At 67.1% G+C, this 13,299-nt stretch carries 12 protein-coding genes, 1 tRNA gene and 1 other RNA gene; 5 read left to right on the top strand and 9 right to left on the bottom strand.

Features of this window, described 5'->3' with window-relative positions; all coding sequences use genetic code 11:
- Window positions 1-65: 65 nt before the first annotated feature.
- From PUN51_RS11355 to PUN51_RS11340, 4 genes are all read right to left on the bottom strand, one after another.
- Window positions 66-398, bottom strand: coding sequence for a serine protease inhibitor (locus tag PUN51_RS11355; protein WP_275180988.1), 333 nt, complete (start codon window positions 396-398; stop codon window positions 66-68).
- Window positions 395-1,318 (bottom strand): 3-methyladenine DNA glycosylase, encoded by a 924-nt coding sequence (locus tag PUN51_RS11350; protein WP_370871739.1) that lies wholly within the window; start codon window positions 1,316-1,318, stop codon window positions 395-397. Before PUN51_RS11350 ends, PUN51_RS11355 begins: the two co-directional genes overlap by 4 nt.
- Window positions 1,305-1,880, bottom strand: coding sequence for an SSI family serine proteinase inhibitor (locus tag PUN51_RS11345; RefSeq protein ID WP_275180987.1), 576 nt, complete (start codon window positions 1,878-1,880; stop codon window positions 1,305-1,307). The genes PUN51_RS11350 and PUN51_RS11345 overlap by 14 nt, the downstream gene beginning before the upstream one ends.
- A 75-nt stretch (window positions 1,881-1,955) precedes the next feature.
- Window positions 1,956-2,429, bottom strand: coding sequence for a MarR family winged helix-turn-helix transcriptional regulator (locus PUN51_RS11340; RefSeq protein ID WP_159633494.1), 474 nt, complete (start codon window positions 2,427-2,429; stop codon window positions 1,956-1,958).
- A 78-nt stretch (window positions 2,430-2,507) separates the two neighbouring features.
- On the opposite strand from PUN51_RS11340, the gene PUN51_RS11335 reads away from it, so the two are divergent.
- A complete protein-coding gene (locus PUN51_RS11335) occupies window positions 2,508-2,750 on the top strand; it encodes a hypothetical protein (RefSeq protein WP_159633491.1) in 243 nt (80 codons plus the stop codon).
- Window positions 2,751-2,867: 117 nt separating this feature from the next.
- The gene (locus PUN51_RS11330; RefSeq protein WP_159633488.1) at window positions 2,868-3,083 is read left to right on the top strand and encodes a hypothetical protein; all 216 of its coding nucleotides are present in this window, start codon (window positions 2,868-2,870) and stop codon (window positions 3,081-3,083) included.
- Between the two features lie 83 nt (window positions 3,084-3,166).
- On the opposite strand, the gene PUN51_RS11325 is transcribed toward PUN51_RS11330, so the two are convergent.
- The 4 genes from PUN51_RS11325 to ffs form a co-directional block, all read right to left on the bottom strand.
- A complete protein-coding gene (locus tag PUN51_RS11325) occupies window positions 3,167-4,525 on the bottom strand; it encodes an aspartate kinase (protein WP_224024744.1) in 1,359 nt (452 codons plus the stop codon).
- A 208-nt stretch (window positions 4,526-4,733) separates the two neighbouring features.
- On the bottom strand, window positions 4,734-5,333 hold the full coding sequence (gene recR, locus PUN51_RS11320; RefSeq protein ID WP_141158226.1) for a recombination mediator RecR: 600 nt from the start codon (window positions 5,331-5,333) through the stop codon (window positions 4,734-4,736).
- A gap of 73 nt (window positions 5,334-5,406) precedes the next feature.
- Window positions 5,407-9,144: a DNA polymerase III subunit gamma and tau gene (locus tag PUN51_RS11315; protein WP_277999470.1), complete on the bottom strand. Its 3,738-nt coding sequence runs from the start codon at window positions 9,142-9,144 to the stop codon at window positions 5,407-5,409.
- Between the two features lie 21 nt (window positions 9,145-9,165).
- Window positions 9,166-9,262: signal recognition particle sRNA small type (ffs, locus tag PUN51_RS11310), an RNA gene on the bottom strand.
- Window positions 9,263-9,667: 405 nt separating this feature from the next.
- Between ffs and PUN51_RS11305 the strand changes: the two genes are divergently transcribed.
- Window positions 9,668-9,752: transfer RNA gene (locus tag PUN51_RS11305), tRNA-Ser, on the top strand.
- 78 nt (window positions 9,753-9,830) lie between these two features.
- On the opposite strand, the gene PUN51_RS11300 is transcribed toward PUN51_RS11305, so the two are convergent.
- Window positions 9,831-10,766, bottom strand: coding sequence for an oxygenase MpaB family protein (locus PUN51_RS11300; RefSeq protein ID WP_275180985.1), 936 nt, complete (start codon window positions 10,764-10,766; stop codon window positions 9,831-9,833).
- 185 nt (window positions 10,767-10,951) lie between these two features.
- On the opposite strand from PUN51_RS11300, the gene PUN51_RS11295 reads away from it, so the two are divergent.
- Together PUN51_RS11295 and PUN51_RS11290 are read left to right on the top strand one after the other, a co-directional pair.
- Window positions 10,952-12,598 (top strand): M23 family metallopeptidase, encoded by a 1,647-nt coding sequence (locus tag PUN51_RS11295; protein WP_275180984.1) that lies wholly within the window; start codon window positions 10,952-10,954, stop codon window positions 12,596-12,598.
- A 52-nt stretch (window positions 12,599-12,650) separates the two neighbouring features.
- Complete coding sequence (locus PUN51_RS11290; RefSeq protein ID WP_275180983.1) at window positions 12,651-13,163, top strand: glutathione peroxidase; 513 nt, start codon at window positions 12,651-12,653, stop codon at window positions 13,161-13,163.
- Window positions 13,164-13,299 lie beyond the last annotated feature (136 nt).

Below are 13,299 nucleotides of genomic sequence, written 5' to 3'. Positions count from 1 at the left end.
CAGGCCGCCCGGGACCTTTTTCGTTCCGGCCGCTGTCGTTCCTGGCTCGTTGCTGCCGCAGGAAGCTACGTGGCCGTCCCGCCGAGCAGGGGGCCCATGGCTTTCCAGCGGGCGATTTCGCAGCCGTCGGTACGGGAGAAGGCCGCGTGGACGGCGCGCCCACGGTACATACCCGTGACAACGGCAACCTGCGGGCCCCCGTACTGCTGCGTGCACAGTTTGGGCGGCCCCGGCTTGGGGAAAAAGATGTCTTCGCCGAACCGCTCCACGGCGGCAAGGGCGGCCACGGGCTCTGGCAGGGTGGTCCCGGCAGCCGGGTGCCCGTCCTTTGATACCAGCCGGAACACGTGTTCGGGAGCGTCGGGGTGGTCCCGGATGCTGATGGTCAGGTCTATCACCGTGGCGCTCCTTCCGCGATGACCCCGAGTTCCGCTGCCAGCCGTTCGCGCAGTGCACCCGCTTCCGCTGTGAAAGAGCGCTGGTGCTCAACATAGGCGGCCTTGCCATGGGGCGTCTCAATGGGGATGGCGGGGTACCCCCAGTCGGCCAGGTCGTAGGGGGATGCCTGCATATCCATGGCCCTGATCCGCCATGACAGTTCGAAGCAGTCCATCACCAGCTCGCTGGGCAGCGCCGGCAGCAGTTTATAGGCCCATTTGTAGAGGTCCATGTTGGCATGGAGGCATCCCGGCTGCTCCATGTGCCGCTGCGATTCCCGGCTGGGCGAATGCTCGTTGAGCGGGATGGCGTCCGGGGTGTAGAACCGGAACGCGTCGAAGTGGGTGCAGCGGATCCTGTTGTCCTCCACCACCTTGTCCGTACCGGCCGCACCCAGCCGCAGTTGCAGGTACTCATGCCGGAGGTCGAACTTGTCCTGCCGGTAGACCATGGCCCACTCGTGCAGTCCGAAGCAGCCAAACTGCGCCGGCCTGGCGGCGGTGCCGCGGAGGATGATGCCGGCGAAGGCCACTGCATCGCTGCGGTCGGCCAAAAAGGCGTGCCGGTCGAAGGTGACCGCGGTGCTTCCCGCAGCCAGTCCCAGGGCGGCAAGCTCGCCGTCGTCGAGCGTCCGGTAATGCTTCCAGCCGAGCCGTCCGGCTGCCTGGGCGCCGGTGAGGACTGCGCCGGCACCGGGGTGCCAGCGCTTCAGCTGGCCGGGCTTCTGGGTGTAGTAGGTGAAGAGGAAGTCTTCCACCGGGTGTTTCTGTCCCGCGGAGCGCCGGGCCAGGTATGGATCGGCATAGCGGCTGACGCGCTGCAGGTGGGCCTCTTCCCTTGCCTGCGCAGTGTCCGCCGCCAGGAGCTTAAGAGGCTCCACCGGATGCGCCCAATACGTCCTTGGCAGCGTCCCACGCGCTGATCTCGCATCCGTTGGTCCGCGAAAACTTTGAATCCACGGCGACGCCGTCCACCATGCCCGTGACGGCCGCTGTCTGGGGGCCGCCATACTGCTGGGTGCAGGGCTGTGCGGTTCCGGGCGCGGCCGGAGCGGCGATGGCCGGATTGGCTTTCAGTGCCGCGCAGGCGGCAGCGGCGTTGGGATGGCTGCTTTCCGCGGCCGGCTCACCTGAGGAGCAGACCAGGGTGTAGTTGACCTCGGGCGCGCCCGGGGATGGCACCAGGGTGATGGCGAGTTCAGCGTTCCCCTGCCCCGGGCCATTGCTTGGCCGTGACGTGGCGGGGGCAGGAGCCGGCACTGAAGTTTCGGTGTCGGGGGAGGGAGCTGCAGAGCCCGCGGGGGAGCTTACCGGAGCCGTGGAGGTTGAGGCGGAGGAAGGCGCTGTGCCCTTGGACGTGCCGCTGTCAGGGGTGCCGCTGCAACCGGAGATCAGCCCGGCGCCGACCGCCAGGAATGCCGCGAGCATCCGAAATTTCCGCATCAGGCCACCTCTCCTTCGTCCAGTAATTCTAGTCGCTTGGCGTACGGCGGCAGGTTTCCGTTTGGCCGCAATCACTCACTGGGAGGTGGCGGCGATCAGCCCCATCATGGACGCGTGCAGTTCGGTGACCTGTCCGCGGGTCAACCCCAGCCGCTCCATCATGGTCCCCGGCACCCGGAGCGCCTGCTCCCGCAGGGCGGCGCCTTTGGGTGTCAGTTCGACGGCGAGTGCGCGCTCATTGCCGTCCGCACGGCGCCGGGTGATGAGTTCCGCCGCTTCCAGACGGCGCAGGAGCGGGGAGATGGTGGCCGGTTCCTGGGCCAGGGCTTCACTGATGTTCCGGACAGTGCGGGGGCTGTCTTCCCACAGGCAGAGCATTACCAGGTACTGCGGATGGGTGAGGTTAAGCTTCTCGAGCACGGGCTTGTAGGCGCCCACCACGCTGCGGGCAGCCACGGTCAGCGCAAAGCAGAGCTGATGTTCGAGGAGCAGGTCTTCCTCGTGTGCTGCGTCAGTTTCTTTTGAGTCCGTTGCCGCTGTGGCAGTCATTGGTCCTCCGATTGTTAGTGCACTAATGATTAGTGTACATTGGTGGCAGGTTGGACAGTGAGTGGAAGGAACCTCTTCATGGGCAGGGACAGGTCCGCGGACAAGGGCAATGCCTCCCAGCGCTTCATGCGCGCCACCGGGAAGTTGCGGGCCGTTTTCGGTCCCGCTAGCCGCACCGCGCTGGCGCACGACATGACTGACGAGAACCGCCGCCTGCTGGCCCAGCGCCAGGCGGAGACCCAACAGTGGGAGACCATCACCAGGCCGGACGGCAGCACGTATGTTGTCCCGCGGAATCCTGAAGACCGCTCCCTGCGGTAGCGATTCCTCCGCTTTACGCCGGAGCCTTTTCCGCGTCCCGGGCATAAAATGGGGGCACTGGTTCCTGCCGGGGCCTGCTGCACTTTCGCCCGATGGTCGGGAAGGGGGTGGAAAACAGTGGCACATGTCCTCACCAGCTTCATGGGCCTGACTGACAGGCTGCGCTTCGTCTTTGGTCCTGCCACCCGACTGGACGCCGACGCGCCCGTGGTGCACAAACACGACGAATTCGAGCAGGCCTCGGAAGAGGACCTTTCGCATTTCGTGGTGGAGACCGACTCAACCGGCCACCACTACGCGGTACGCCGTGAAGATTTGGAACGCGAAACCTGATTCTTCCTGGATGCTTCCAGAAACAAAAAAGCCGGGCTGCCTTCTCCTTTTGAGGAAAGGGCAGCCCGGCTTTTCGTCGGCGATCAGCGGCCGGTGCCGCCGTATACCGTCGCTTCGCTTTCGGTGTCGAGCCCGAACGCCTTGTGGATGACGCGCACGGCCTCGTCCAGCAGATCGGCGTGCGTGACCACCGAGATGCGGATTTCCGAGGTGGAGATCATATTGATGTTGATGCCGGCGTCGGAGAGTGCCTTGAAGAACGTGGCCGAGACGCCGGGGTGGGACCGCATGCCGGCGCCGATGAGGGACAGCTTGCCGATCTGCTCGTTGTATTCGATGGCCTCGAAGCCGATCTGGTCCTGCGCGGCGTGCAGGGCGGCCAGGGCATCGGCGCCTTCAACGATGGGCAGGGTGAAGGAGATATCGGTCTTGCCCGTGCCGTGGGTGGACACGTTCTGCACGATCATGTCGATGTTCGAGTGCGCGTCGGCGATGACCTGGAAGATTGCGGCGGCCTTGCCGGGGATGTCGGGGACGCCGACCACGGTGACCTTCGCTTCGGAACGGTCATGCGCAACGCCGGAGATGATTGGCTGCTCCAAGGCAACTCCCTCTTGAGTGGTGATCTTGTCGTCGGCGCTGGGGATGACCCAGGTGCCTTCATGCTGGCTGAATGAGGAGCGGACGTGGAGCGGGACGCCGAACCGGCGGGCATATTCCACGCAGCGCAGGTGGAGGATCTTGGCGCCGGAGGCCGCCAGTTCCAGCATCTCCTCGCTGGAAATCGTGTCGATTTTCTGGGCTGACGGGACAACGCGCGGATCGGCGGTGAAGATGCCATCCACGTCGGTGTAGATCTCGCAGACATCCGCTTCGAGGGCTGCCGCGAGTGCCACGGCCGTGGTGTCGGAACCCCCGCGGCCCAGGGTGGTGATTTCATTGGTGGCCCGGGTCATGCCCTGGAAGCCTGCCACGATGGCGATGTTGCCCTTGTCCAGGGCGGTGCGGATGCGGTGGGGGTCGACGTCGATGATCCGCGCCTTGCCGTGGATGCCGTCGGTAATCATGCCGGCCTGGGACCCGGTGAAGGACTGGGCGGAAGCGCCGAGCTTGTTGATGGCCATGGCCAGCAGCGCCATGGAAATGCGCTCGCCGGCAGACAGGAGCATGTCCATTTCGCGGGCGGGGGCGGAGTCGGTCACCTGTGCGGCGAGGTCCAGGAGCTCGTCCGTAGTGTCGCCCATTGCCGAGACGACCACCACGACCTCGTTGCCGGCCTGCTGGGCATCCACGACGCGCTTTGCAACGCGCTTGATGCCGTCAGCGTCCGCGACGGAGGAGCCGCCGAACTTCTGCACAATGAGTTGTTTGGTCACCGCGCCGGAGGCGGGTGCCGCCAGCGGCTGTGTTGCGTTGTGCACTTCGGTGGTGGGCGTACTCATGCGCGTACCTTCATCGGATCAATTGGAGTTCTGGAGGCCAGGCAGCCTGACGCTGGACGGCGCGGCTTTCCTCCACAGTTTATCGCCGCGCCCGGAGGGACGTTGAATTGTGACCACATTCCGGCCATAGGGCGCCGTGGTACCCGCGGGCAGGGCTGCGGCACGTCCGGCCCGGCGGGAGTACGACGGCGGGAGGCCGCCGGGTGCCTCAGCCCAGGGCGTTCCGGCGTCCTTCGAAGGCGCGGCCCAACGTGACCTCATCGGCATACTCCAGGTCGCCGCCCACGGGAAGTCCGGAGGCAAGGCGGGTCACTGCGATGCCGATCGTCTTGAGCATCCGGGCCAGGTAGGTGGCCGTTGCCTCACCCTCCAGGTTGGGGTCGGTGGCGATGATGACTTCCTGGATCTCGCCGTCGTTAAGCCGGGTGAGCAGTTCGCGGATCCGCAGCTGCTCCGGTCCCACGCCCGCAATGGGATTGATGGCCCCGCCGAGCACGTGGTACCGGCCACGGAACGAACGGGTGCGCTCCACCGCCAGGACGTCCTTTGACTCCTCCACGACGCAGATCACGGCGGGGTCGCGGCGGGGATCGCGGCAGATATTGCACAGTTCCTGCTCCGTGACGTTGCCGCAGACGGTGCAGAACTTCACCCGTTCCTTGACGGTGGTGATGGCCTCAACCAGCCGTTTCATGTCCTGGGGGTCGGCTTCAAGGATGTGGAATGCCAGCCGCTGTGCGGACTTGGGCCCCACGCCCGGAAGGCGTCCAAGCTCATCGATCAGCTCCTGGACAGCACCTTCGTACACGTTTCCCTCTTTAGCTTGGTGTGAATAGCGGATGAATCAATCAATCGGCAAGGCCCGGCCGCAGGCTGGGCCTTCAGTAGCGTGGCGTGACCGGGCTTCCGTCCAGGGACCGCTCCTCGATCAGTTTCCCGCCCAGGATGCGTTCGACGGCGGCCCGGCCGAAAACGCCTGATTCCTCGATGGTTTCATCGTCGGCGCTTGGTATGTCCTGGACGTAGGCACTCGGCGCCGCGGCGGCCCTGGCCGGGGCCTTGGCCCGTCCTGCCTCAGCTTCGGGGCTGTTGGATAGCCGCTGGTACAGGCTTTGCCGCGTTTCCGTTCGTCCGGCCGCCGGTGCAGAAGTTCCTGCAGAAGCCGGCACGGCATTTCCCGGCTGCGGCCGGGAGGGTGCGGCCGGTGCCTGCGTAACGGACGCACGCGCGGCCGCCTGTGCAACCGGTGCCTGGGAAGCGGTTGGCTGTGGAACCGGTGCCTGGGCAACAGTGGCCTGGGCAGCCGAAGCATGGGTGACCGGGGCCGGTGCGGCGGCCGCCATGGCGAACTCGGGTACCGGGGAAGGATCCGGGGATTGGGCCTGGTACGGCCCCGCATCCGGCTCCGTCCGGCCGGAGCCGAAAACTGCCCCCGCAGCCCAGTCTGGCCCCGCTGCGGCAGCAGCCATGGCTGCCGGGGCCACGGGAATGGAGGGCGGCACTTGGGCGGTTGCGGGCTCGTAATGGGGGACGGTGGCGGACGCCCCAATGTTGTCATTCGCGGATGCAGGTTCCGGCTTGGCGCCGACGTTGCTCTTGTCTCCCACTACCCATACGCCGGGTGCCTGTTCCACGGCCCGGGTCCAGGGATCGTGGGCGGCACCAGCAGGCAGGGAAGCCGGTTGGCCGGCAGGTTGGGAAGCGGTGCTCGAGCCCGGGCCACCAGTCCCCTGGGGGCGCGCGGCAGCTGCAGGGTGGGCGCCGCCTGCCGCCTGGTCGGCGCCAGTGGCAGGGGAAGGTGGTGCCGTCCGGTTGCCCGGACGTGCGGAGGGCTCCCAGTCCATGGGGGGTTCCTCATCCAGCGGGGGAGCGTCCTCATCCCGCGGCGGTCCCCAATCGTCATCGGAGTAGGAATAGTCGCCTCCGGCAGGCGGGTACGCGGGGTGGGCGGAATTCGTGCCGGAGGTGTCGGCAGCGGTCCCTGCAGCCCGGGCGCTGGCACCGGCAGTGGCACTGGGGCCAGACCCCGCAGGATCCATGCCGTGGTTGCCCCTCGCGTTGGCGTCGGCCGCCGGGCGTGCCCCCGGAGAGGGGGCACCCGGAGGGGTGGCAGTAGAAGGGGCGGCAGTTGAAGGGGCGGCTGCAGGTGCGGCCGACGGGCTTGCGGTTACAGCAGAACTTCCCGAACTGCCGTAAGGGGCGGTGCTTCCCGCGGCGGGGGAGCTGCCGGCAGCGGCTGGGCTTCCGGAACTACCGCCCAGCGGCGTTCCGGTGCCCGCCGCTGCAGCGGGTACCTGCACCGCTGGGGTTGCCTGCGCAGAGGCAGAGGCAGAGGCAGAGGCAGAGGCCAGGCCCCAGGCAACGTCAGCTGAGGTGGCCGGAACCACCGGGCTGGCGGGAACTTTTGGGTTTGGCTCAGAGCTCGCCTGGCTGGCGCCGCCGGCAACCGCCTGGATCTGGCAGTCAATGCCGACGGTCTTGTGGATGGCTTGGCGCAGGTTGTCCGAATGGTCCGCCCTGCCGAAGGCGCCGGCAAGGCCGGACGTGGTGAAGGACAGGGTCAGGACACTGCCGTCGAACGCCTGGACCTGCGCATTGGGTTCAACGAGGGCCCAGGTGCTGCGCTTAATTTTGGACAGCGCCTGCAGGACATCCGGCCAGGCCCTGCGAAGAACCTCGACGTCGCCCATGGCCGTGGGGTTGGCCGGGGACGACCCGCCGGGTGCTTGGTGGTGCGCTGCGGGAGCCTGATGAACAGGGGCCTGCTGGCCTTGCACCTGCTGGCCTGGCGTTTGGGCGCCGGGGGAGTTGCTGCCGGGCCCGTGGCTGGCTGGCACCTGGTCGCTTTGGGCCAGGGGCCGGTCCGGGACGCGAGTGGCCGCGGCCTGGCCGGGCGCCGGCCGGTCTTCCTGTCCCTGCGGTGCTGCTTGGGCTTGAGCTTGGGCCTGGCCTGCTGCGGTGTCTTGGGCCTGCGGCGCTGCATGGTCTTGCGGCCCTGAAGAGGCCCGCTGGGTGGGGTTGGTGGTCCCGCCGGGGGCAGAACCTTGGGGGCCCTGTGGCGTCCGGGGCCGGGACGGTTCTGCCTCGACGGGCCAGTCGCTGGTGCTGACCCGCGGGGGTGTCAGGGGACTGCGGGCGCCGTCAGCGGCGGGAGCAACCTGTCCGTCCCCGGAACCGGGCGTGGCGGGAGCAGCCGGTCCGGCATGGGCCGACGCGGATTGGGCCTCCGCAGCCTTGGCTGCAGCAGTATTGGCAGAAGGCTCCGGGGCAACCGGCTGGTGCGCGCGCTGGGAATCCATCGGGGAACCGGCGGGAGTGGCAGCTGGGGCCATTGGCTGGACTGGCGTTGGCTGGACTGCCGCCGCCGGCACCTCCGCCGATGCCGGCGCTGCCGTGGCGGGAGCACCGACGTCGTTCCCGGCGTAGTTCAGCCGCCGCTCCACCCGGTCGATCCGGGCGGCCATGCCGCGCTCATTCTGTTCAGCGCTGGGCAGCAGGATCCGGGCGCACAACAGCTCCAGGTGCAGCCGGGGGGACGTGGCCCCGGTCATTTCGGTCAGGGCCGTGTTGGTAACATCAGCGGCCCGGGAAAGCTCCGCTGCGCCAAGGTTGTGGGCCTGGTTCTGCAGCCGGGCGATCTGGTCCGCCGGCATCCCGCGCAGGATGGCGTGGGCACTCTCGGGCATGGCCTGCACGATGATCAGGTCGCGGAAGCGCTCCAGCAGGTCCTCTACAAACCGGCGGGGATCGTGGCCCGTCTGGATGACCCGGTCCACGGCGCGGAAAACGGTGGCGGCGTCGGAAGCAGCCACGGCTTCCACGACGTCGTCCAGCAGTGAAGCGTGGGTGTAGCCGAGCAGGGCCACGGCGAGCTCATAGTCCAGCCCGTTGGGTCCGGCGCCTGCCATGAGCTGGTCCAGGACGGAGAGCGAATCGCGGACGGAGCCGCCGCCGGCGCGGATGACCAGTGACAGGACGCCAGGGGCGACGGGAACGTTTTCCTGGCGGCACAGAAGCTCCAGGTAGGCCATCAGGGGCTCCGGCGGTACCAGCCGGAACGGGTAGTGGTGGGTCCGGGAACGGATGGTTCCAATGACCTTGTCCGGCTCTGTGGTGGCGAAGATGAACTTGATGTGTTCCGGCGGCTCTTCCACGATCTTCAGCAGGGCGTTGAACCCGGCGGAGGTGACCATGTGGGCTTCGTCGATGATGAAGATCTTGTAGCGGTCCCGCACGGGGGCGTAGGTGGCGCGCTCGCGGAGGTCCCTGGCGTCGTCAACACCGCCATGGCTCGCGGCGTCAATCTCGATGACATCGAGGGAACCCGAGCCGCCACGGGCCAGCTCAACGCAACTGGGGCAGGTTCCGCAGGGAGTGTCCGTGGGGCCTTGGGCGCAGTTGAGGCAGCGGGCCAGGATACGGGCGGACGTGGTCTTGCCGCAGCCCCTGGGGCCGGAGAAAAGGTAGGCGTGGTTGACGCGGTTCTTCCGCAAAGCCGTCATCAGCGGCTCGGTGACATGCTCCTGGCCAATAACGTCAGCGAACGAGTCGGGACGGTATCTGCGGTACAGGGCGGTAGTAACTGTCACAGAGAAAACCCTACCAATCCGGGCTGACATCATGCCGCCCTGTGGGGGAATAGTAAAGACCCCCCATGCACCCGCCAGAGCCCGTCTACCCTTGCTACCTTCCGGTCCTGGGGGAGTTCAACAGGATGACGCCACATGAGGGGCCGTCAGATACTTTACCCGAACATCCGGCCCGACTCGAATCGGACCCGGCGCCGCCGCCGGAGGCCCTGGCACGCCGCCCGGCGGGTCGGCGGCAGCTGGCGGGAGGATGCCCGGGTACGGATGTGCATTGCTTATCCCCGCCCCAGCCGGGATCATGGCTATGTACACCGATTGGGGCAATCTCAAGGTTGTGAGCTGCGTGGCCTGGCTTAACGGGGTTGGACCCGGCAGCTCAACGGTGCAACAGGGAATGGGCGCATTGGGGGCGTCCATTTTCAGGTTAAGGCAACTGTCGCCGCGCCCCTTTGAGGCGGGCTGCAGCCGGCAGAAAACCGCCGCCGGATGGGCCAATTGGGCGATGCGGAAAACTTCAGGTAATCTAGTACCTGCTTTTGATTCAGAAGCAGTTGGAGAATTCGCCTAGCGGCCTATGGCGCACGCCTGGAACGCGTGTTGGGTTAACGCCCTCGGGGGTTCAAATCCCCCATTCTCCGCCGGTCAAGAACCCGGCCCCGATAACCCGGGGCCGGGTTCTTGCTTTTTTGCCTCCGTTGCAGCCTTCCGATTCATGGTCAGGCCAGATCTGCCAGCGGTTCACCAAGCCGCCTCAGGCGCTGCCTCGCTGCTGTTTCGCTGGGACCCATCCGCCTCCGGGGACCGCCCAGGGCCAGGTGGACGACGCCGAGCACCACCTTTGTGGTTAACCGCACGGGCAGGGGAAACGGGCCCAGCCGTGGAAGAGAGAGCCCCAGCATCTGGCGGTACCGGGGTTCCAGGCTGTAGACCGCAGCGGCAAACAGGATCCGGTAGCCAGGCTTCAGCAGCGGATGCAGCGGCGCATTGCGGATGAACTCCACCGTTTCTTTGACCCGGCCGTCCGCCCGCAGCGCCCCCTGCGCGTACCAGCGTTCCAGTTGGCTGCGCATCTGCGCCTCCGTCAGCGGCGGGTCTTCCACCCCCATCAGCCGCCCGGCCTGGGCCCACTCCCGCACGTAGGCGTCCGGGCCGCCGGGGATGGGCCCGCCCCAAATCCTGTGGGCTGCGAGGAAGCCGTCCGTGAAGGCCAGGTGGATCCAGTTGGCCAGCCCCGGATCGTTGGCACTGTAGGTGCGCACTTCGCCGTCGTTGTCCTCGTAGTTGCCCTGGACTGGCTCATGCAGGCGGCGTACCCGCCGCGTTGCTTCCTCCGCGGCGTCCGTGGATCCATAGGTGACCGTAAAGATCCAGCGGATTGTGTTGGCCAGCCGGCGCAGGGGATCGTCACGGAAGTTGGAGTGCTCATGCACGCCCGCGAGCGCACCAGGATGGAGCGACTGCATGAGCAGCGTGCGGATTCCACCCACGATGGGCGTCATGGAGCCGTGCACCGCCCACACCGCCGAACCGGGCAGGTGGTAGCCAGCGTTGTCGCCCTCGGCCAGCTTGAGCGTCCAGTCCGGCGGGGCGTCGGCCCTGCCCGAGAAGGTCTTTTTGATTTCGTCCTGCCAGGTACGAAGGACATTGCGCATGAGACATTGTCGCCCATTTGCGCCACGCGCGGCTGGATCCGGCAGGGAAGCCCAGCTCCACCCCCTAACGACCCACAAAAAACCCGCATTGTCCGGCTATGGGGTTTCCACGCCTGCGGTCCTGTGGTCCCATGGGACATACCGTCGAGACACCGTGCGGCAGGCCACGTCGTGGAGTCAGTCAATTGGGCAAGAATTCCGTGCCCGGCAACCGCAAGCCGGACCAGCGTACCTTTCCCCCCGTTGCCCGGGCCGTCGCTGCTGCCGGCGTGCTGGCGGCCTCCGTCTGCGCCGTCAACCTTTCCGCCGGCTCCGCTGAGCCGCCACAGTTGGCGCGATCGGTGGCCGGCACCGGGACCACTCCGGGCAGTGCCGCCCCGTACGGAACGTCCGGAACGGCGAAGCTCCGGGAAGGGCACGGCGAACCAGCCCCGACGGCAACGGACCAGCTTGGCGCCACTGCCCTTCCGCCGGCCATCTTCTCCAATCCGCAGGTGGCCCTGGCCTTCCCGCACACGTCCATTGGCGGCGCCGACCAGGGCGCTGCGGCGGCCCTCACGCTGGGCCCGGCCGGTGCCGGCAGGCCATTGCCCGGCTTCCTCATGGCACCACTGCAACTTCTGGACCCAAGCTCGCCGTTCGGGTTCCGGGTCAGCCCGATCAGCGGGGCAGCGGGAGACTTCCACCTGGGCCAGGATTACGCAGCCCCCTGCGGAACCCCGGTCTACGCCGCTGATTCCGGTGTTGTGCGGGCAGCCGGCTGGCACCCCTGGGGCGGTGGCAACCGGATTGAGATTGACCACGGCGACGGGCTCATCACCACCTACAACCACCTGGAATCCATTGGTGTGCACACCGGCGACCAGGTGCGGGTGGGCCAGGTCATCGCGCGCGTTGGCACCACCGGATGGTCCACGGGCTGCCACCTGCATTTCGAGGCAATCCTGAATGGCCGCTACACCAACCCCCTGAGATGGAACTTCCTCCAGCTCCGGGCGCTGGACCAGGCCCTTCCGGCCGGGATGGTGTCGTACGCCCCGGGTATGGGGTTGTCCGGCGGCAGGATCAGCTGGACCATCCCCCTCCAGGTTGATCCGGGTGACGGGCTCCCTGCAGCGGGGCTCCAGGTTTCACCCTTCCCGCCGCTTTTCGTACCCGGCCCGGCACCGTCGCCATCCCAGGCAACGGGCATCGTGCTGCCCGCTCCCAACGTGCAGTTGACGACGACGTCACCGCCGACTGCTGAACCGTCGGTAAGCGCCGCGCGGCCCTCGTCCGGGCCGGCACCCAGCGATCCGTCGACCGTCCCGGCAAGCCCGACGCCGTCTCCGTCACCGACGGAGCCATCGCCGTCGCCCACTTCACCCACCCTGACTTCACCAAGTCCCACGCCGTCGCCGACACCCACTTCGCCGACCCCGACTTCGCCAACTCCGACGTCACCAAGTCCCACGCCGTCGCCCACACCGTCGCCGTCGCCCACGGACCCTGCAAGCCCAACGCCGACGACTTCGCCGGTTCCCGCCCAGCCCACGCCCACTGAACCGGCTCCGGCGCCAACGCCGGTTGAGACCGCGCCCGCCCCCGACCCGGCTCCGGCGCCAACACCGGTGGAACCTGCCCCCGCTCCCGCCCCAGAACCGGCGCCAACGCCGGTGGAGACCGCGCCCGCTCCCGCCCCGGCCCCAGCACCGGTTGAGCCGGCCCCGGCACCAACCACCACCGCCCCGGCACCTGCGCCGACCCTGCCGCCCGCGGAGCCTGCCCCCACGCCGACGCCAACCCCCACACCTACCTCGACAGAACCAGTACCGACTGCACCCCCGGCCTAGGGAATTTCCACCCCGGACCCGTACGGCGCCCCGCCGGCACCGAATCCCTTCCATGAACATCTCTCCTCTGACACGCAGCCAGCGACCCCTCTATCCGATCCCGCTGATCCTGAACGATGGCACCAGGACACATTTCGGCCATTTCAAGGGAAAAGTGGTGTTGGTGGTCAACGTGGCCTCCAACTGCGGCTTCACGCGGCAGTACGCAGGCCTGGAAGCCCTCTACGGCAAGTTCCGCGACAGGGGGTTCGAGGTCCTGGGCGTTCCGTGCAACCAGTTCGCAGGGCAGGAGCCGGGAACGGACAGCGACATTGCTGACTTCTGCGAACGGAATTTCGGTGTCACGTTCACGTTGACGGCCAAGGCAGAGGTCCGCGGCAGGAACCAGCACCTGCTCTATTCGGAGCTCACCAAGTTCAAGACCGGGCTATTGCCGGGGCTGGTGAAGTGGAATTTCGAGAAGTTCCTGGTCAACCGGGAGGGGGACGTGGTGGCGAGGTTCGCCCCCACGGTCGAGCCCGACTCTGCAGAGATCATCGAGGCCATCGAGCATGCGCTCGAATAAAGGGCGGCCCGCCGAATTTGCCCTGCAAAAGCGCAGTTCTTGTAACTTTTTCCACATCAGCGGCGGAGATTTACCCCATGTTTGCCAAATGTCTGATTGGATAAATATTACTGAAGGGTACAAGGGAAGAACGGCT

The sequence above is a fragment of the Arthrobacter sp. NQ4 genome (assembly GCF_029077345.1).
Classification (GTDB): Bacteria; Actinomycetota; Actinomycetes; order Actinomycetales; family Micrococcaceae; genus Arthrobacter.
The sequence above is the reverse complement of the archived record's forward strand: the minus strand, read 5'-3'. Positions and strand labels throughout refer to the sequence as shown.

Excerpts from the sequence above, each read along its gene's own strand:
- PUN51_RS11325 (WP_224024744.1), bottom strand. The coding sequence starts at position 4,525 with ATGAGTACGCCCACCACCGAAGTGCACAACGCAACACAGCCGCTGGCG.
- PUN51_RS11300 (WP_275180985.1), bottom strand. The coding sequence starts at position 10,766 with ATGCGCAATGTCCTTCGTACCTGGCAGGACGAAATCAAAAAGACCTTC.
- PUN51_RS11340 (WP_159633494.1), bottom strand. The coding sequence starts at position 2,429 with ATGACTGCCACAGCGGCAACGGACTCAAAAGAAACTGACGCAGCACAC.
- PUN51_RS11290 (WP_275180983.1), top strand. The coding sequence starts at position 12,651 with ATGAACATCTCTCCTCTGACACGCAGCCAGCGACCCCTCTATCCGATC.
- PUN51_RS11335 (WP_159633491.1), top strand. The coding sequence starts at position 2,508 with ATGGGCAGGGACAGGTCCGCGGACAAGGGCAATGCCTCCCAGCGCTTC.
- PUN51_RS11345 (WP_275180987.1), bottom strand. The coding sequence starts at position 1,880 with ATGCGGAAATTTCGGATGCTCGCGGCATTCCTGGCGGTCGGCGCCGGG.
- PUN51_RS11315 (WP_277999470.1), bottom strand. The coding sequence starts at position 9,144 with ATGTCAGCCCGGATTGGTAGGGTTTTCTCTGTGACAGTTACTACCGCC.